The sequence below is a fragment of the Pedobacter psychrotolerans genome (assembly GCF_004340665.1).
Taxonomy (GTDB): domain Bacteria; phylum Bacteroidota; class Bacteroidia; order Sphingobacteriales; family Sphingobacteriaceae; genus Pedobacter; species Pedobacter psychrotolerans.
The window spans coordinates 383,720-404,644 of record NZ_SLWO01000004.1 but is presented as its reverse complement, the minus strand read 5'-3'; the positions used below and the strand labels follow the sequence as shown (position 1 = coordinate 404,644).

Annotated in this window: 12 protein-coding genes; 8 read left to right on the top strand and 4 right to left on the bottom strand. The window is 39.1% G+C overall.

All coding sequences use genetic code 11. The annotated features are described in order from the left end of the window. Window positions 1-70: 70 nt before the first annotated feature. From EV200_RS12040 to EV200_RS12020, 5 genes are all read left to right on the top strand, one after another. Window positions 71-1,198, top strand: coding sequence for a glycoside hydrolase family 88/105 protein (locus tag EV200_RS12040; RefSeq protein ID WP_132532897.1), 1,128 nt, complete (start codon window positions 71-73; stop codon window positions 1,196-1,198). A 31-nt stretch (window positions 1,199-1,229) separates the two neighbouring features. Next, window positions 1,230-3,677, top strand: a complete 2,448-nt coding sequence (locus tag EV200_RS12035) for a glycoside hydrolase family 31 protein (protein ID WP_132532895.1) — start codon at window positions 1,230-1,232, stop codon at window positions 3,675-3,677. 1,045 nt (window positions 3,678-4,722) lie between these two features. Continuing rightward, the gene (gene rhaM / locus EV200_RS12030; protein ID WP_132532893.1) at window positions 4,723-5,031 is read left to right on the top strand and encodes an L-rhamnose mutarotase; all 309 of its coding nucleotides are present in this window, start codon (window positions 4,723-4,725) and stop codon (window positions 5,029-5,031) included. 10 nt (window positions 5,032-5,041) lie between these two features. Continuing rightward, entirely contained in the window at window positions 5,042-7,804 is a 2,763-nt protein-coding gene (locus tag EV200_RS12025; protein WP_229676728.1) for a glycosyl hydrolase, read from the top strand. A gap of 26 nt (window positions 7,805-7,830) precedes the next feature. Continuing rightward, window positions 7,831-9,081 carry a glycoside hydrolase family 28 protein gene (locus EV200_RS12020; RefSeq protein WP_229676729.1) on the top strand — a complete coding sequence of 417 codons (1,251 nt, stop codon included), beginning with the start codon at window positions 7,831-7,833 and terminating at the stop codon, window positions 9,079-9,081. 914 nt (window positions 9,082-9,995) lie between these two features. Here the strand turns inward: EV200_RS12020 and EV200_RS12015 are convergent. Next, the gene (locus tag EV200_RS12015; RefSeq protein WP_208864541.1) at window positions 9,996-11,666 is read right to left on the bottom strand and encodes a GH39 family glycosyl hydrolase; all 1,671 of its coding nucleotides are present in this window, start codon (window positions 11,664-11,666) and stop codon (window positions 9,996-9,998) included. A gap of 65 nt (window positions 11,667-11,731) precedes the next feature. Here EV200_RS12015 and EV200_RS21890 point away from each other — a divergent pair, with 65 nt between their 5' ends. Beyond that, complete coding sequence (locus EV200_RS21890; protein ID WP_208864540.1) at window positions 11,732-11,902, top strand: hypothetical protein; 171 nt, start codon at window positions 11,732-11,734, stop codon at window positions 11,900-11,902. Window positions 11,903-11,923: 21 nt separating this feature from the next. On the opposite strand, the gene EV200_RS12010 is transcribed toward EV200_RS21890, so the two are convergent. Next, complete coding sequence (locus tag EV200_RS12010; protein ID WP_132532891.1) at window positions 11,924-13,924, bottom strand: RagB/SusD family nutrient uptake outer membrane protein; 2,001 nt, start codon at window positions 13,922-13,924, stop codon at window positions 11,924-11,926. 10 nt (window positions 13,925-13,934) lie between these two features. Then, window positions 13,935-17,159: a SusC/RagA family TonB-linked outer membrane protein gene (locus EV200_RS12005; RefSeq protein ID WP_208864539.1), complete on the bottom strand. Its 3,225-nt coding sequence runs from the start codon at window positions 17,157-17,159 to the stop codon at window positions 13,935-13,937. A gap of 531 nt (window positions 17,160-17,690) precedes the next feature. Here EV200_RS12005 and EV200_RS12000 point away from each other — a divergent pair. Beyond that, on the top strand, window positions 17,691-17,825 hold the full coding sequence (locus EV200_RS12000; RefSeq protein ID WP_229676730.1) for a VOC family protein: 135 nt from the start codon (window positions 17,691-17,693) through the stop codon (window positions 17,823-17,825). Between the two features lie 301 nt (window positions 17,826-18,126). Beyond that, a complete protein-coding gene (locus tag EV200_RS11995) occupies window positions 18,127-19,521 on the top strand; it encodes a DASH family cryptochrome (protein WP_132532889.1) in 1,395 nt (464 codons plus the stop codon). Window positions 19,522-19,751: 230 nt separating this feature from the next. Here the strand turns inward: EV200_RS11995 and EV200_RS11990 are convergent, their stop codons facing one another. Further along, on the bottom strand, window positions 19,752-20,873 hold the full coding sequence (locus tag EV200_RS11990; protein WP_132532887.1) for a ligand-binding sensor domain-containing protein: 1,122 nt from the start codon (window positions 20,871-20,873) through the stop codon (window positions 19,752-19,754). Window positions 20,874-20,925: the final 52 nt, after the last annotated feature.

Genomic DNA, 20,925 nt, shown 5'->3' with positions numbered 1-20,925 from the left:
AGCAGGAGTTGAAATATGCAAGTAGACTTTATCATTTCACCGCATTCAAGATATTAACGAATACATTACTATGAAGAAATTTATATTTAGTTCAGCCTTATTAATTGGGCTATCAACCCAAATGCTTTTTGCTCAAAAAATCCCGAATAAAAAAGGAGTGTTGAAAGCCTTGAAATCGACCAATGCTTATTTTATGAATAAGTGGCCGGATGCTGGTAAATCCATCATCACCAATAAGGAAAGACCAAGTAATCTTTGGACGAGGGCGGTTTATTACGAAGGTTTAATGGCTTTATATCAGATTCATCCTGATCAGACTTATTATGATTATGCCGTTCAATGGGGTGAGAAACATCAATGGGGATTGAGGGATGGTGTTAAAACCCGAGATGCAGATAACCAGGCTTGCGGCCAAACCTATATTGATTTATATAACATCGATAAAAAGCCGGAACGCATCAGAGACATTAAAGCTTCAATGGATTTGATGATTTTATCCAATAAAATAAAAGACTGGACCTGGATTGATGCTTTACAAATGGCTATGCCGGTTTTTGCAAAATTGGGTAAAGTATATCAAGATACTGTTTATTATGAATATATGTACAAAATGTACCTCCACAGTAAAAACGTAGAGGGCGGTGGTTTATATAACGCAAAAGATGGACTCTGGTGGCGGGATAAGGATTTTGTGCCTCCATATAAAGAGCCTAATGGCGAAGATTGTTACTGGTCGCGTGGAAATGGCTGGGTAGTTGCGGCCTTGGTTCGGGTGATGGAAACGATGCCTAAAGATGCAATTGGATATGATGAATATTTAAAAACCTATCATGAAATGATTAAAGCTTTGGTGCCTTTGCAACGTGCCGATGGCTTCTGGAATGTAAGTTTACATGATCCCAATCATTTTGGTGGAAAAGAAACGTCAGGTACGGCGCTATTTGTTTATGGTATGGCCTGGGGTGTAAACCAAGGTATTTTAGATAAGGAAACTTATTTGCCTATAATTACGAAGGCATGGAATGCAATGGCTAAAGATGCCGTTCATCAAAACGGAGCTTTAGGCTATGTGCAGGGAACAGGAAAAGAGCCAAAAGATGGGCAACCAGTGAGCTTTACCAAAACACCTGATTTTGAGGACTATGGTTTAGGCTGCTTCCTGTTGGCCGGAACCGAAGTTTACAAATTAAAAAAATAATTCCAGCATATTCATTTGCAAAAGAATCATCATGTTGAATAAATTTTTAGCCTTTTTATTGGTGCTTTTGTCATCAGCCACTTTTGGACAAACCATTGGTGATTACAAAAATGGCTTTAAAAGGCAGGGTAATACCATTTCATTAACGACCACTAATGGCATGGTTAAACTTGATTTATGTACGCCTGAAATGTTCAGGATCAGAACCAGCTGGAATAGGCAGTTTGAGCCCAATGAAAACTTGATGGTAATTAAATACGATTGGGAAAAGGTGATTGCAAAAGTAGAAGAGCAGAAAGATCAACTCTTATTGACTACAGCTAAGTTGAAGATCAGGATTAATAAAGCTCCTTTTAAGATAGATGTTTTCGATTTAAACGGAAAAATTCTCACATCTGAACGGGGCGGTTCAATGCTTAAAAATAATACCAGTGTTGGTGTAACCAAGAACCTTCAGGCTGATGAGCATTTCTTCGGTTTTGGCGAACGCATGGATTTTATGGATCGTCGCTTAAAAAAACTCACCTTAAATGTTGGTAGGGGAAAAGGTTTGCCGCATGCAATCGGTGCCTACAATATTCTGGAAGCCAATTATTGTCCGGTTCCGTTTTTTATGAGTACCAAAGGTTATGGCATTTTTCTGCATAATTCTTTTTCCACTACCTGGGATATGGGCTCAACGAATAAAAATCTGTACAGTTTTAACGCAGCAGATGGCGAATTGGATTATTACTTTATATATGGCCCTACCTTTCCATCCATTTTAAATGCTTATACCTCGATAACAGGTAAGTCGCCAATGTTGCCACAATTTGCTTTGGGTTTGCATGCAGGCACTTATAGCGGTGGGACCTGGGGGCATGAAGAAAAAACATCCGATCGTTATGTGATTGAACTGGCAAAAAAATATAGAGCCTTAGGCATTCCTGTCGATTTACTGTGGTTGGATTCCACCTGGAGATTGTTTGGAGAAATTGGCGGAAAAGGAGCCACTTCTTTCGAATGGAGAGAGACTTTTAAAGATCCTAAAGGAATGTTTGATAGCATTTATGCCATGAATTATAAAATGGTAGGTTTGCACCTTCGTCCACGGTTTGATAATGCAAAAAAACTCAACCTCCTGGATCAGGCGCAGGCGAAAGGATACACCTATCCAGAGAATGGAAAGCCCGGGGAGTTTGTGAACTTCTTTGATGAAAAGGCCACGCAATGGTGGTGGGAAAATGGCGTAATGCGTGTAGCAAAACTAGGGGCAAAATTTCTTAAAACAGATGAAGGGAGTGCTTTCGGTGCTTTAGCCAATGAAAGCGAAAAAGTTGGGCCTACCGGAAAGGATGCTGAGCGATTACACAATGTTTTTCCAATAGCTTATGCAAAAGCACCTTTTTTAGCATTTGAAAAATTCAATGGTTTCCGGGGGCTGAACCAAACCCGCGAAGGTTATTCCGGTATTCAGCGTTACCCTTATATTTTTGCTGGCGACTGGCCGAGTGAATGGCAGTATTTTGCGCCTGTAATTAAAGCAGGTTTAAATGTTGGTCTATCTGGTGTAGGTTCATGGGCACATTGTATGGGTGGTTTTGAGCATCAGGCCGATCCGGAATTGTACATTCGTTGGGTTCAGTTTGGCATGTTTAGTCCCATTGCCTTGGTTTTCGGGATGGATCATCCGGGTTATAAAGAGCCCTGGAATTATGGTGAAGATGCCCTGAGGAATTTTAAAAAGTATGATCTTTTGCGTTACCGTTTATTTCCTTATTTATACACCAGCATGCACCAGCAATACGAAACGGGTTTACCCATGATGCGGGCTTTGGTAATAAATCATCAGGATGATGAAAATGTGTATGAAATTGGCGATCAGTATATGTTTGGCGATAACCTAATGGTGGCACCTGTAACTACAAAAGGTGCCATCACCCGATCAGTTTATTTACCTGAAGGAACCTGGTTTAATTATTGGACCAGCGAAAAGTATGAAGGCAAAAGTTACCACCATGTGGTGGCACCATTAGATACCATTCCGCTTTTTGTGAAGGCGGGTGGTATTATTCCCATGCAGCCGAAAATGACTTATGCAGGTGAAAAACCTGTAGATGTAATTACGTTGGATGTTTTTCCTTATGGCGAATCGAACTGTGAAATTTACGAGGATGATAACCTAAGTGCAAACTATAAGGCTGGAAATTTTGCCATAACAAAAATCAATTCATCATTAAACAGGAGTGGTTTAGTTTTAAAAATAGCGAAACCAGTAGGAGCATTTAAACCGACAACGCATCAGTATATGGCAAAAATTCATTGGAATAAAGCAATCACGCCAAAGGAGGTTTTTGAAAATAATAAGAAAGTAACTTTGGTGAAAAATGTTACTCGGCTGGATATAAATACAGGTTGGTATTATGATGGAAAAGATAAAGTGCTTTGGATAAAGACTGAAGGGAATAACGAGGAAGAGATCATTTTAACTATAAATTAGATTTATCTATCTAATTGGTTTGTGATAACACCTTAGTTACTCGGAAGATTGATGAGTAGTTTACATTATGCAGCTATGAGGGAAACTCCCCTCCTAATTTAGGAGGGGTTGGGGTGGTTAAAATGAAGTGCTTATAGGTTAGGGATGCTTCGTGCCTCAGCATGACATGACCTTTGATGTGTCATTCAGAACGCATTGAAGAATCTGCAAGCGATGGAAAACAGGCCGTTAAGTTTGCAGAATTAGTTGGTGTGGAGTTTGAAGTGCAGTGTTTATGAGTTAGGGATGCTTCGTTCCTCAGCATGACATGACCTCTAATGTCATTCAGAACGCAGTGAAGAATCTGCAAGCGATGGAAAACAGGCCGTTGAGTTTGTAGAAAGCAGTTGGTGTGGAGTTTGAAATGCAGTGTTTATGGGTTAGGGATGCTTCGTTCCTCAGCATGACAGACCTCGGGTGTCATTCAGAACGGAGTGAAGAATCTGCAAGCGATGGAAAACAGGCCGTTGAGTTTGTAGAATTAGTTGGTGTGGAGTTTGAAGTGCAGTGTTTATGGGTTAGGGATGCTTCGTGCCTCAGCATGACAGGCCTTTGATGTTATTCAGAATGAAGTGAAGAATCTGCAAGCGATGGAAAACAGGCCGTTGAGTTTGTAGAAAGTAGTTGGTGTGGAGTTTGAAGTGCAGTGTTTATGGGTTAGGGATGCTTCGTGCCTTAGCATGACAGACCTCGGGTGTCATTCAGAACGCAGTGAAGAATCTGCAAGCAATGGAAAACAGACCGTTGAATTTGTGGGAAGTAGTTGGTGGTGAGTTTGAAATGCAGTGCTTATGGGTTAGGGATGCTTCGTGCCTCAGCATGACATGAGTTCAGATGTCATTCAGAACGCAGCGAAGAATCTGCAAGCGATGGAAAATAGGCTGTTGAGTTTGTAGAAAGTAGTTGGTGGGAAGTTTGAGGTTATGGTGTGTATGGATTAGGAATGCATCGTTCCTCAGCATGACAGTAAACAGTATGCTCAGTTAAAAATTTAAAAGAAAAACAAATGAAAATCGCCTTTAAAATGAAACTCAAGCCAGGTTTCGAAGAAGAATATAAAAAGCGCCACGATGAAATCTGGCCTGAACTCTCAGCGTTATTAAAAGAAAATGGCGTAAGCGATTATTCTATCTTTTTAGATGAAGAAACAAACACCTTGTTCTCGGTTCAGCAACAAAATGGAAATTCATCACAAGACCTCGGAAGCACCGAAATTGTTCAAAAATGGTGGACTTACATGGCAGATATTATGGAAACAAACCCAGATCATTCTCCCGTATCCCAGCCTTTAACACTGGTATTTCATCTTGACTAAGTCTGATAAAATGAAAAGATTTATTGTTTGTCTTTTAGTTGGTATTGCTGTCTTTAACATGGCAAAAGCACAAGTGCCAGCAAAAAAAATGGTGTCTTGGCCAAAGATTGAAAATCAAATGAAACCATGGACAAGGTGGTGGTGGATGGGAAATGCTGTTGACGACCAGAATCTTGATTATGTTTTACAAAAATATGCCGCTGCTGGTTTAGGTGGGGTAGAAGTAACGCCCATTTATGGTGCTGTTGGTTTCGAGAAACAATATCTGCAATTCCTTTCACCCGCCTGGTTGAATGCACTTCACCACACTGTGAAAAAAGCAAATGCTTTAGGAATGGGAGTGGATATGAATACAGGAACAGGCTGGCCATTTGGTGGTCCGCAAATTAAACCGGAATATGCAGCAACCAAACTGATCATTCAGGATTATAAATTGAATGCTGGTGAACAACTGCGTGAACCCGTAAAGGTAAAAGAAGCAAAGCAGGATTTTGCCATCTTACAGGCTGTAACAGCTTATGGTCCGAATGAGCAAGCAGAAAACCTGCTCCCTTTACTTCAAAAAGATGGTACTTTATCCTGGTCGCCAAAATCTGATGTTTGGAATATTTATGCCGCTTTTGCGGGCAAAACCAGGCAGATGGTGAAAAGGGCTGCACCGGGTGGAGCGGGTTTTACACTTGATCACCTGGATCAAAAATCTGTTGATGTGTATTTGAAACGGTTTACAGATTCTTTTGCTCATAAACCACAAGGCATCAGATCGTTTTTTAATGATAGCTATGAAGTTTATGGTGCAACCTGGACACCAACATTTTTCAGTGAATTTAAAAAAAACAGGGGCTATGAATTGGAAAAGCACCTCAAAGAGCTTGCAAGTAATGACAGTACGGATGAAAATATTGCCCGTTTAAAATCCGACTACCGGGAAACGATGGATGAACTGTTGCTCAATAATTTTACTAAAAACTGGACCAATTGGGCGCATGGTTTAAAGTCACTCACTAGAAATCAATCGCATGGCTCACCGGGTAATCTGCTCGATCTCTACGGTGCAGTAGATATCCCGGAAACAGAAACCTTTGGTTCTAGTGCGTTTGATATTCCCGGTTTGCGCCGGGACACTGCAGATATCAGAAATGTAGATCCAGACCCGATTATGAGTAAGTTTGCTTCATCTGCAGCGCATACCAATGGCAAAACACTGGTTTCTTCGGAAACGTTTACCTGGCTAACTGAGCATTTTAAAACGTCTTATTCACAGTGCAAACCAGAGGCCGAGCAGCTGTTTCTATCAGGCATTAATCATGTTTTCTACCATGGTACCACCAATTCTCCAAAAGATATAGCCTGGCCGGGATGGTTATTTTATGCTTCCGTAGAAATGAATCCCAATAACAGCTTATGGCCACATGTCAATGGACTTAATCAATACATTGCCAGGTGTCAATCCATTTTACAATCAGGAAAACCCGATAACGAACTGCTGATTTATTGGCCAATTTATGATGTATGGAACAAAGCAAAAGGTTTAGATATGCCGCTGAAAGTACATGATGTAGATGAGTGGTTACATCCAACGGCGTTTTATAAACTGGCTAAAGACTTATCAAAGGTAGGTTATGCATACGATTTTGCTTCTGACCGGGTATTAAATCGAGCTACAACTGTTGATCACTTACTACAGACTTCAGAAAATGCATCACCTTACAAAGTCTTGATTATTCCGGAAAGTAAAATGATGAACCTGGAAACGTTGGATCATATTATACAATTGGCAAATAAAGGCGCAACGGTTATTTTTCAGCAATTGCCAAAGGATGTACCTGGTTTAAATGATTTAGAGAACAGGAGAACGAAGCTGAAATCGACATTGGCGAGTTTGGGCTTTCAACCAGATGGAAATGGCATTTCGAGTTTTAAAACCGGAAATGGAGAAATTATTTTAGCTAATAATGTGCAAGAGGCACTTAGTTTGCGTCATATTAATCGAGAAACACTTACAGATATAGGCCTGAAATTTATCAGGCGAAAAAACAACAGCGATACTTATTATTATCTGGTGAACCATACGGCGAAAGATGTGGATACTTATTTAACCGTCAATGTCAAGGGAAAAGTGGTGATTATGGATCCGCAAAATGGATCAATTGGTTCGGGGGCCATGAAAGGCAATCAGGTTCGGGTGCAGATTAAATCGGGGCAATCACTTTTTCTGAATGTTTCTAATAAAACCCAAAATGTAGCATGGAAGTATCTTAACCAAGCGGCAAAACCTATTGCACTAACCCATCCATGGACACTTCACTTTACAGCGGGTGGACCAGTGCTTCCAGCCGATCAGAAATTAAATAAATTAGTTTCCTGGACAGATTTAAAAGATCCAAAACTAACAGCATTCTCTGGAACAGGGGTGTACAACAGTCATTTTGTGTTGTCGGCAAAAACCGCAAAAGAATATGTACTGAGCCTTGGGCAGGTAGATGAAAGTGCTAAAGTATGGGTGAATGGAAAAGAGGTTGGGATTTTATGGAGCATCCCGTTTGAGGCCCGTATTGGTCAGTATTTAAAACCAGGCGATAATACCATCAAAATAGAGGTGGTTAACCTCATGGCCAACCGCATCCGGGATATGGATATCAGGAAAATTCCATGGAGAAATTATCATGAAATTAATTTTGTAAACATTGATTATAAACCTTTCGATGCTTCAAACTGGTCAGTAATGCCTTCAGGTTTGATCGGTCCGGTGTTGATTACGCCGTATAATTAAAATTGAGCAGATTATCCTTTAAAAATATGATGAAATCATTGTACATTTTTACCTTACTTATAGCGTTTTTACATCCCGTAAAGGCACAGGAATATGATATTATTCGATATGGCGCGAGGACAGATAGCACGATCATTCAGACGAAAGCAATTCAAAAAGTGATTGATAAGGCTTTTGCTAAAGGCGGTGGTGTAATTGTCATTCCAAAAGGAACTTATTTAACAGGAGCATTGTTTTTTAAGAAAAAAACCAGCTTGGTATTGCAAGAAGGGGCGGTATTGAAAGGTTCGGATGAGATTAAGGATTATCCATTTATTCCTTCCCGAATGGAAGGGCAAAGTCTCCGTTATTTTGCGGCTTTAATCAATGCTTATGGTGTAGATGGATTCAGCATTAAAGGACCGGGTACCATCAATGGAAATGGTTTGAGGTTTTGGAAAACTTTCTGGGCTCATCGAGAGGAAATGAAGAAAATGGGTAAAAAGTCAACCAATCTTGAAGTCAGTCGCCCACGTTTAATTTTTATCTGGAAGAGTGATCATGTTAAAATCCAGCAGGTAAAACTGCGTAATTCTGGTTTCTGGACAACCCACTTGTATCAATGTAATGATGTGTTGGTGGAAGACACCAATATTCAATCGCCTTTTAAGCCTGTTCCTGCACCCAGTTCTGATGGAATAGATCTTGATGTTTGCAAGGATGTCAGGATTAGAAATTGCTACATTTCAGTTAATGATGATGCCATTGTAATTAAGGGTGGAAAAGGAACTACCGCACATCAATTACCTGAAAACGGAATTGTCGAAGATGTTTTGATTGAGAACTGTACTTTTGGCCCATCACATGCTACGCTGACCATTGGAAGCGAATGTATACATGCAAAAAATATTACGATGAAAAATTGCGTCGTAGAAAATAATTGCCCGATTTTAAAATTTAAAATGCGTGGAGATACTTTCCAGTTATTTGAAAATATCACCATCGATAACATCTCAGGAACTTGTGGGGCAGTGATTGATTTAAACCCCTGGAGTCAGTTTTTTGATTTAGGTGGAAGTGAGGCAAAACCGTTCGGCATCATTAAAAATATTAAGCTCTCCAATATCAAAGTTAAAAGTTCAAAATTTGGAGAAATGCAGGGAAATCCGCTGGATCAGGTAGCTGATTTTAGTTTCAAAAATGTAGAAGTCACGACTCCAAATCCGGTGCTTAAGAATAAGTATGAGGATGTAAAATTTGAAAATGTGGTGGTGAATGGAAAGCCGATAGTTCATTAACTTACGAAGTCTCAAAGGCCAGGAGCGCAGCAAGACTTCGCCAGCTTAAATGCAATTTATAACACATGATAAGACTCATCTATCGGTTGGTGTCTCACCGACCGAAAAAATCATGCATACAAATTCAATAGGATTAACACATTAACCTGATAAAGCTTAAACTGGTTGGTGAGACACCAACCATTAGATTAAATGATTGATACATAATAAGACTTACGAAGTTCCCCATCGCAAATCCCACCAAAACTTCGTAAGTCGAATTATCTTACACTCAACAAGGAAACGCCTTGTCTGGGTAATTCAAAAACGAATGGGCCAGCGCTGGTATCATATTTTACAGCTTTTCCAATGGTTTTCATCTATCGGTTGGTGTCTCACCGACCGAAAAAATTAAAACTTAAACAGGTTGGTGAGGTACCATAAGTGTTCGGAATATTATGATTTGTCAATTGAAAACTGCTATTGAATGGTTAACCACCCCCTGCCCCTCCTAAATTAGGAGTGGAGTTTACCTCATAGCTGTATAATTTAAACTACTATATAATCTTCCTAACAACTGAGGTGATACACCAAGCATTAGATTAAGATTCAACTTAAGACTTACGAAGTTTCCTAATGCAAATCCCACCGAAACTTCGTAAGTCGAATAGTTAACTTGCGAAGTCTCAAAGGGCAGAGCGGAGCAAGACTTCGCCAGTTTAAAGGCAATTTATAAAACATATAAGACTCATCTATCGGTTGGTGTCTCACCGACCGAAAAAATCATGCATACAAATTCAATAGGATTAACACATTAACCTGATAAAGCTTAAACTGGTTGGTGAGACACCAACCATTAGATTAAATGTGATTGATACATAATAAGACTTACGAAGTTCCCCATCGCAAATCCCACCGAAACTTCGTAAGTCAAATTATCTTACACTCAACAAGGAAACACCTTGTCTGGGTAATTCAAAAACAAACGGACCAGCGCTGGTATCATATTTTATAGCTTTTCCAATGGTTTTTAACTGGCTGGATTTTTCTAGCATAGCAATTTGTGCTGCTGTTGGTTGTTGCGGTGAGCCCATATTTTTCCATGTTTCATACGCATTACTATGTTCATCATCAATGCGGTAATGCGTAATTTCTACAGTCTTTTTGCCAAGGCCGTTTAAAGAGATGGATACGGTATCTTTGACTCCCTTTTTATCCACATCGTGATAATTCCAGATTAAAACAGTAGCTGATTTCTGATCTCTTGAAGCTAGCACACCAACATCAGGAGCAGATTTTCTAATACTCGAATCCAGTACAGTTTTAAGGGGATACATCTGATTGCTTTGCACCTCAACACGGTTTCCTTTCATCATGCCGAACATTTTGAATACATTTAAAACAGGTTTGTTGATGCCATTCGTAGCGAGATCTCTAAAGCCGGCAAACCAAGGTTGGTTCTCAAACTCAAAAGACCAGCTAACGGCACCCAAAAGGTTAATCTTATACTGATCAGTTAATTCATACAATCTGGCAAATGATGCTGCGGTATAACTGGAGTACATGGTGCCATTTCGGTATGCATTTTCCGGGTTCGTAGACATGCCACAGGCTGCACAACCTTCTGGATCAAATTCCCCAATAATGACCGGAATATTTTTTAACTGTGGGTATTTGCTAATTACTTTATAGTTGGCTGCTACATTTTGAAGTTCGGCACGAATATTCATCACCACAGTACCATCCACGAATTTAGGTGAGCCTTTGGCATGGAACAAAACCGCATCTAGTGGTGAACCTGTTTTGCCTGTTACATAATTGGTTCCGGTTAGGCAATGGCTGATAAAAGCATCAAGATATTTACTACCGCCACCCGTAACATTCGCGCCACCAATTTTTGCGGTTGGTAATGCCCTTTTTAAACCATCAGCAGCATAATCATATAATTTAAAAAAATCGTCCTGGGTACTTTTCCAGTAAACACCATCAGGTTCATTCCAAACTTCCCAATACCAGCTTTCTACTTCTTTTTGTCCATATCTTTGTACACAATGCTTCACCCATTCATACACCAGGTTGCCCCATTTCTGGTAATCTTTAGGTGGATAAGACCATCCGGTCATGATTTCCTCATAACGCATTCCAGGTTTCCATTGATGCTGGTAGGGGATAGGTTTTGTAGATAAAGCTTCAGGCATAAAGCCAATTTGAGCCAGCGGTTTCATGCCTCGTTTAACATAGGTATCAAAAATGCGGTCTGTAATCGTCCAGTTGTAAACCGGATTCCCATTTTTATCTTCCGTATATGCATTTGAAGAACCCCATTTCAAAGCGGGTGTGCCATCACCAGAAGTTAATAAATTATGGGCACGAACGTAAACAGGAACAGGACTTAACTTTGAAATATCCGTCAGCAGTTTCTGGCCATCCTTCATATACGTGAAGTTAGGCTCATCGTATCCAAACCAAGCCCATACAGGTTTCATTTCTGCAACATTTTTATCGAAGTTAATTTTGATGTCAGCACGGGTTTGGGCCTGGCTAACATTTACCGATTCAAAGAATCCTAAAATTAAAAGAAAGAATACGAGCTGATTTTTCATCATGGGATAAGTGAAAGGATTTGCGTTAATGTAATGGTCAGATAAGTAATCAATCTATGCTGACTAACATGCAAAATCTGATTGTAATCAATAATATTTGGTTAAAAACGAATACGATTTTACCATTTTTTAATGGCTGTACTGTCCTGTTCCATCCTGTAAGACGTGCCATTGATCTGTTACAAATGGATAAATTTTTAAATAAAAAGCGCAATCAGCAGATTGCCGATTGCGCTTAAGTCAATATAAAATGTATTGGATTACCAACCTGGATTTTGCATCGCCTGTTTTTGAGCAGGGCTTAAAGCATTTCCGTTGTTTTTAATCACATCTAAAAATGACTGAGGAATTGGGCGTAAATAATGCTTGCCTTCAATAGGTTTAGCTTCACTGTTAAATGCTGCCGTACGCGCCACCAAAGTTTTGGTGCGGGCAAGATCTTCCCATCGCTGTAGCTCACCCATTAATTCTCTCGATCTTTCATTCAATACAAAGGCAATAAATTTATCGCTTTGAGCGGTTGCCCCGATTTTATCAAAAAATTCTCTGTTGGAATTAAAGATATCTCCATCACTGTTTAAGTGCATAGCGGTTAGTGTATTAGCTGTAGTAACCGGAATATTATTGGATTCGAAATAGGTATTTTTATCAGAATAGGATGAAAGCGCTGTGGCATTGGTTGCCGGATTTGTTTTGTATGAGATACCTCCATCAAGATAACTTTCCCTGTTTTCACCATCTTTATAAGCAGCCCGATCTCTTACTTTATTTAAGTATGGAATGGCTTGTGCATATTGGCCTAATCTTCCATAGGCTTCAGCAGCTATAAGATAGGTTTCGGCTAAACGAGCCATAATGCCATCTCGCTGTCCAAATTGAGAAGCTACTAAATTTCTTGATCCATCCATAAATTTAGATAGTGCCACAAACTGGCTAACCCCGTAGTTACCATGTGCATTTAGATAGCTCTGTGGCTGGCCTGCAAAATACCTGACAAACATGGTTGGTTTACGGCGGCCAAGATCAGTAGCCAGTGGATTAGTGGCATTAGCAATCAAAGGGGTATATCTGGTATCGCCGGCATTATTCACAATATATAAAACAGCTTCCTCGCCACCAACAAATTTAGCCTGACCCACCTGAGCTGGTGTTGGTGCTGTTGCAGCAGTCCATTTTGGTGCACTTGCCGGGTTATTGGAAACATATCTCGTTTTAAAACTTTTCCAGAACCTGGAATCATTTACCCGGTCAAAAACATCAACTGCATAATCAGTAGATCTTAAACGCTGAAACTCACGACCTCCTGCAAGATCGCGTACCATGCCCGGAAGTGTTTGATAAACGGATGGATAATATAGGTGAATTTGATTCCCATAACGGCCTTGAGTAGTGATGTTATTTGAAAATTGAGCTGCAAGTATCACTTCCTTATTGGTTTCATTTGGACCATCAACCGTGGTAAAATTCCATAAATCACTGTAATTAGTAGCAAGTGTATAACTGCCACTGTTAATCACCAGGTCAGCATATTTGATGGCATTTTGTAAGTCAACCGTTTTGGTATCACTGTTCCAGTCATTGTTAATTTCACTCGCACGGAAAAGGTATGCTTTTGCTAAAAAGTGTGCAGCCGCACCTTTAGAAATTCTACCGGTTTCTGTAACTGTGGTCGGCAATAATTCATAAGCTTGTGTAAAATCCTGAATAATTTGTGCATAAATATCTTTCGCAGGACTTCTGGTAAATTCCTCCTGAATGGTTTCAGAAGGTTCTAATTTTAGAGGAACTGCTCCAAATTGCTTAACCAGTTTAAAATAATCAAAAGCCCGCATGAAATAGCCTTCGCCCAAGCGGGTATTTTTGTTTGCACCTTCATAGTAAACGGGCACGTTTTTAATGACGATGTTTGCAGAGTTGATGCTGCCATACATATTATCCCAAACGGAAGCAACATCACCTGAAAGTGAATTGAAGTTTCCATCGTAAGAGTTAAACATTTGCTCTGTCCGGTCTCCGCCAACCGTAAATTCATCTACGCCATAATTGGTCGTGGTATAAGCCCAGGTATAGTTGAAATGAAACTTTAAACTCTGGTACATTCCAATCACTAAGCCATCAAGACCCAATGAAGTTTGAAAGTCTGAGGTATTGTGTGAGTTAATGACCTCTTCATCTAAAAAGCTTTTTTTGCAGGATGTTGGTAGAATCATCAACCCACTTAACAGGACCATCCCTGATAGTATATTTATAATCTTTTTCATGTTATTTTGGTTAGAAGCTAGCGTTAATGCCGAAAACAAATCCTCTGTTAAAAGTAGAACCACCTAAATCAGGATCAATCCACTTCACTTTTGAATAAATTAAACCCGGGTTAATGGCCTGTGCATAAATTCTTAATCGAGATAAGGTTAATTTCTTAGCGAGCTCTGATGTAAAATTATAGCCCAAAGAAATATTTCTGATTTTAATAAAGGAAGCATCCTGATAGTTTAAAGCGCTCACATATTGATCTCCGCTGGCACTGGCATAATTTGGTGCTGGATAATCATTCGTTGGGTTAGTTGGCGTCCAATAATCTACCACACGTTGGGCAAAACGACCCTGAAGTGCCTCTGCTCCGGTTTGAATAAGAAAATTGTAACGGGCAATAATAAAAATTGATAAATCAAATTGCTTATAGCCAAATGTATTGGTTAAACCACCTGTCCAGCTTGGATTATAATGGCCCAAAATCTGGCGGTCATTGTTGGCATCTATTTTATAATCGCCATTTAAATCTTTAACCTTAATGCTACCTGGACTAAACGTTACGCCATTTAGTTTATATTTTGCAATTTCAGCCAGATCTTCAGGCGTATTTTGCCAGATGCCTTCTTTCACAAAATCATAGGCCACGCCATTCCTTTGTCCAATGAAGAAACGATCGATAACCATGTCGCCATTGTCTAATTTAACAATTTCATCTTTGCTGGTTGAGAAATTCAAAGTAGATTCCCAGGTAAAATCTTTGGTTTTAATATTGACGGTATTTAAGGTCAAATCAAGACCTTTGTTTTTGGTTGAGCCAATATTATCGTAAGAAGTAGTATAACCATTAACTGAAGCGATTTTTTTAAGCAAAATTAAATCTGTTGTTTTTGATTTATAAACATCCAGTGATCCGCTTATTCTTCCTTTTAAAATATCGAAATCTAAACCTAAATTATATTGTAAGGTTTTTTCCCAGCTTAATAATTTATTTGGTAATGGAATGGGGTTGGCTAATGAAGCATCTGAAGAAACATAGCCGGTTTGGGCGGAACTGCCATAAGTGTAAGTTAAGGGTTGCAAAAGGCCAAGTGTGCTACCAATATCTACTGATGAGTTACCTGTGCTACCAACGCCTAATCTCAATTTTAACTGATCTACCCATTTAATGTTTTTCATGAAATCTTCCTGCTCTAGTCTCCAGGCCAATGCTGCAGAAGGGAAGAAGTCCCATTTGTTTCCTGCTGCAAGCTGCGACGCACCATCCCAGCGTGCTGATGCCGTTAATAGGTATTTACTATTAAAACTGTAGTTGGCCCTGGCCATGTAAGAAACCAAGGTTGATTTCCTTAAGTTGGTATCAAAGGCATCTAAGCCAGTAATATTTCCGGTGTTTAAACCATACCAAAGTGAATTGGGTAAGGAGATTTTGCTTCCGGTTAATGAGGAAGATTCTTCACGGAAGGAGGATGAACTTTGCAACAAGGTTACCCCAAAATTATGCTTGTTAATGGTTTTATCATAATATAATAAATGATCCAAAGTGTAAGCAAATCTGTTGCTCTGATTCAACTGTGCATAGTTGTTAATTGACCCCGGTACACCAGCATCACGATTAACAGATTTAGCATCCTGATATCGGCCATTGTAAAAATTCGAGAAATCCGGACCAAAGTTTATGCGGTATTTTAAGCCTTTCAGTAAGTTTACTTCAGCAAAAACCGAACCCAGGGTTCTTAAAGTTTTACGAAGATTGATGTTGTAATCTGCTTCTAAAACCGGATTCTGGATGTTGATGTCTCCACCTGGTAAATTAATTCTGTTGCCATTTGCATCATATGGAATGGCTAAAGGAAGCATGCCTCGTGCGGCTGCATAAATGTTTCCTGCACCGGATGCACTGGCTGCCTGAAAACCATAGTTTTGTAGACCATAAGTTGCCGTAAGGTTTGCACCCATTTTAAACCATTTTACCGGATTTATCTCCACACTTAATTTGCCACTGTATCTTTCAAAATCCTGACCGAGTTGTGTGCCTGTTTGATTTAAGTAGCCAAAAGATCCATAAGCTTTAATTTTATCTGTACCACCGCTTACACTTAAAACATGATCTTGTGTAACTCCCGTTCTGGTTACCAGATCACCCCAATCTGTTGTGGGTACTAAACTGCCATCAAATACGCCATTTACCCATCCTTTATCCAGATTGGTCAGCATATTAGGGTCTTGTTTAAAAATTTCTCTATCGGCAGCTTGTGTCGCGATAACAGGATAATCATAAATAGGCTGTGTATTTGTTCCGTTTACAGAGTTTAAATATGCCGTACGGCGATAAGCATCACGGCGAAATTCAATGTACTCGCCAGAATTCATCATATCCATTCGGTCATTCAAGGTTTCGATGGTTGCAGTACCCACATAATCCAAGGTTAACCTTCCGGCTTTACCTTTTTTGGTGGTGACTAAAACCACACCATTGGCGCCACGAGATCCATAAATTGCAGTAGCTGAAGCATCCTTTAAAATATCAATGGATTCAATGTCATTAGGGTTAATCGCCTCGATACCGCCTGCCTGCAAGGGAATTCCATCAACCACATATAATGGTGAATTACTGGCCGTAAGCGATCTTACCCCACGAATCAGGATGCTTCCCAATTGTCCCGGGCGCTCATTTGAAGTGATATCCACACCGGCAGCTTTACCTTGAATGGCTTGCAAAGCATTGGTAACTGGTCTTGATCTAATTTCTTCTGCACCAACACTTACTACTGCACCTGTTAAATCACTTTTCTTCACCGTGTTGTAGCCTACCACCACAATTTCTTCTAAGTCGTTAATGGCACTTTTGATCTGGATCGTAATATTTGCCCTGCCATTTACAGGAACTTCCTGAGTGGTATACCCCACATATGAAATCACCAGAACAGGGTTGGTGGTGCCCGAAGGAATGGTAATGGAGAATGCACCGTTTGCATCAGTTGTAGTTACTAAAGTTGTATTCTTAACCTTAACAATTACACCTACGAGTGTTTCGCCTTTGTCGTCTGTAATTTTTCCTTTTACTGTCTCATCAAAATTCCTGATTCCTTTTTTAATGATGAGCGGTTCATTTTTAAAAGTGAAGGCTGCCTGAGCCGAAGTGCCTGCCATCAGCAATGAAAGTGCAGAAATTCCCATAATCAGGAATTTTTTACCTCCGGATGCATTTTGCCGGTGATGTGGCTTTGAATGTAAAGTGAAATACATAGTTTTTGATTATTGATTTGATATATTTAGTTAGTTGGTATTGTATTCTTGCTCGGCAAGGTTAAGATTTTGAGCCTGGTTAGTTTGTTAATTAAATGTGCCGTATTACCCTTTAATAAAAAAGGATTTTAAGCATGAGTCAATAAAAAATCATGGCTATCCCTGATCAATTGGCTTTGTAAATTACTTGTGATAAAAGGTTTCCGGTGCTAATTTTTAAAGCAGAAAATAGTTTTGGCTTGGTTGTTTTGTTTTTTTAGATCTGGCAAGCTATTTTGAATTGAATTTCAATGCAAAATCATACCACTGACCACTCATAATTGGTTTTTTAAGCTTTTTGAATATATCTGGTTAATTGTAATTACGAGGTTATGACTTTTATTTTGTTAACCCATCCTGATCTATCCTGCTAAGAGCTGAAAATTAACAAATAAGGCATTTATCTTCTAAAGGAAAGGTGCCGCTAGGCGGGTAGGGGTTGCCGAACCTGCAACTAACAAAAGTATTATCATAGAGTTTATTGTTAAAAATGTGGATGATGATTATGAGCGAATTAAAGATTTAACAAGCGAAATTGTTCAAAAGCCTACAACCATGCCTTGGGGTAATCGTTCATTATTATTTCGTGATCCGGACGGGAATTTGATTAACTTTTTACTCCTGTAAGTGACGAAGCAAAAAAGAAATTCCTTTATTAGTGCGCATATTTCTCATATCAAGCCATAGCAGAAAACATACTTATTGATATAAAACTGCACACGTTACATGCGTGCACTAGCATGGGTTATCAATTGATGATCTGAAATATATTCAACTCAATTGCAGCGAACCTTTTTGCATAAGTGGTGTTACTTTGAAACACTTGGTATTCTTGCGACAGACCATAATAGATTACTATTTGCTGCGATGGTTACTATTTATACTGAGACAATTTTACCATTATAAATGGCTTTAAGAATTTTGATAAATGGCGAAACGTGGTTTAGTTTGGTTTAAGAATGATTTGAGACTGCATGATAATGAGGCATTATACAGGGCGCAAGAAGAGTGTAGTGAGCTAATTTTTTGCTATTGTATTAACAAGAAAGATTTTGAGAAACTGGAGCTTGGATTTCGAAGAGCAGATGTGATCAGATTCAGGTTTATGCAGCAGTCTGTTCTTGATTTGAGAACTAACCTGGAAATGATTGGTGGGCATTTAATTATCGGCGAAGTTTCGGCACTAGAAACCTTGCCTGCACTGGTTGAGAAATATGGTATAACCGATATTTATGCGGAAAAAGAATATGCCAATTATGAAATTAATTTAGTTGATCAGGTTATTAATACACTTTCAGATACGAAGTTTCATTTTTTCTGGGGCAAAACACTTTATCATGAAGATGATATTCCTTTTAAGATTGCAAAGATCCCGCTAACGAGCAAAGCCTATAGAATTCCTGTTGCAACTCATGCCGAGCCTCGAAAAACTTTTAGCCGGCCAGCTAAACTAAATGCCATTAAAAACATTAAAACTAAAAAATTTCCGTCTTACAGTGTTTATGGGTTTGCGAAAAATGAATATGAGAAAGCGAAACCATTTATTGAAGGGGGAGAAACCGCGGCCTTGGAAAGATTGGAATATTATACCTTCAAATCTGAGCTTTTAACGGGTTATAGATGGAGCAGAAATAAATCAGACGGGTTAGACTATAGTTCAAAATTCTCGCCATATCTGGCGTTGGGCTGTATTTCGGCAAGGGAGATCTATGAAAAAGTAAAAAGTTATGAAGCAAAAATTAAAAAAAATCAAAGTACATGGTGGTTGATTTTTGAACTGGTATGGAGGGATTACTTTACATTTAAGGGTATGCGTTTTGGAGATGCGATCTTTAAAACAAATGGCTATAAAAATAAGAAAGTAGATTGGGACAATGATCCGGTGAAGTTTGAGAAATGGTGTCTGGGGACTACAGGTATTCCTTTAATCGATGCGCACATGCGGCAATTGAACCAAACAGGATACATGAGTAATCGTGGCCGGGTAAACTGTGCAAGTTATCTGGTACATGATTTAAAAGTAGATTGGACATGGGGTGCGTCTTATTTTGAAGCTAAATTAATTGATTACGATGTCAGCTCAAATTGGATGAACTGGCATATGCAGGCATTTGAGATTTGGTATACAAACCCTGTTCATCAATCTAATAAATATAAGGCGCAAGATTTTATCAGAAAATGGATTCCAGAGCTTTCGAAAAGGAATGATATTGAGACGTTAATTCCTTGGGAATATGATATTCCAGCATACTCCAAACCTATAGAAATTTACAAAAAGTGGGGTAGAGCAATTAATTTGATACGTGAAATAGTAATTAAGTAAAGATTATTGAATTAATGCCCAATAAATCGTTTTGGTCAGAAAAGTGACCTATCCTGCAAAGCTGGCGCCCCCTCTGAAAGATGGGAATTGCGATCGCTTCGAAAAATATTTTTTCATTGCCCTTTCCCTTCCAGTGGAAAGGTGCCGATAGGCGGATAGGGGTTTCCCCGCCCAGCTAGAATCTCTCCTAAAAAAGAGTAGAGTAGCAATCGCTTTAAGATTGCCCTTCATTACTTTTTAAAATCTGTGATGGTTTTTTCCTCTCCATTCTGCAGGTGGGTATCATAACGATATACTCCTTTCAAACCACCAAACCAAATACTTCCGTCGTTAGCTTCTAAAATCCCACAGAGCATATTATCATTTACCTTTATTTCAGTTACAATGGGCTTATTATCTAATAAGGACTTTTCATCATAACGTGAAAGTACCCAATTTTGACCTTTAGCACTTTCTGAACTCGTCCAGATATTGCCATTTTTGTCTTCGTAGATGTAATCCACAAACTTTTGAGTAAAATTGGTAAATATTTTGCCGTCATAGCGCCAAAGTCCATCAGCGCCACCAAGCCAGATATTGCCTTTTTTATCTTTAATAATCGACCGAACATTTGTAAAAGGTTTGCAGTTATTATTGGTGATTGTGGTAAATGTTTTTCCATCATAAACGGTGGCATAACCCCTTGTTCCAAACCAAAGTTTTCCAGTTTTGTCTTCAATGATCGCATTAACATCATTATGCATCCAATGATTTTTTGGAAGCGGATGTTGATAAAATGAAATATGGACAGAGTCAGCTTCAGTATGAACAGGTTCAGGTCCTGTATAGACAGAATCAGTCTCAGTAACGGGACGGGCTTCGTTCATTTTAAAATTTTGAAAGGATTTCCCATCATAACGGCTTGCTCCACCTTCAGTGCCAAACCAAATATGACCAGACTTATCTTCATAAATATTAGTCACCCGATCATTTGCAAGGCCATCTTTGGTTGTGAAATTCCGAAACGATTTCCCATTGTAGTAGTAAACTCCTGAACCAATAGAAGCAAACCAAAAATTTCCTTTTCTATCTTCTAAAATGGAAAAAAACCGGGCCGAATTCACTTTAATGGTAATATTGGTGAAAGACTTTCCATCGTATCGAATAATACCTTCACCAGAAGCAAGCCAAATATTTCCATGCCTGTCTTGCTTAATGGTACGAACAATGCTGTTAGGTCCGTGAGCAGTGGTTATGTCCTTGGTTTTAACCACATTTTGCCTAGCATCTTTTTGCTGAGCTTCTACAGGATAATAAATTAAACTTGCCATTATGATCAGCAGGCTGTAAAAAATGTTTCTTTTGTTTTTCATCTGTATATAATTTTTTTTAATGGTGATGAAGCGATCGAGAGCAATATTTATT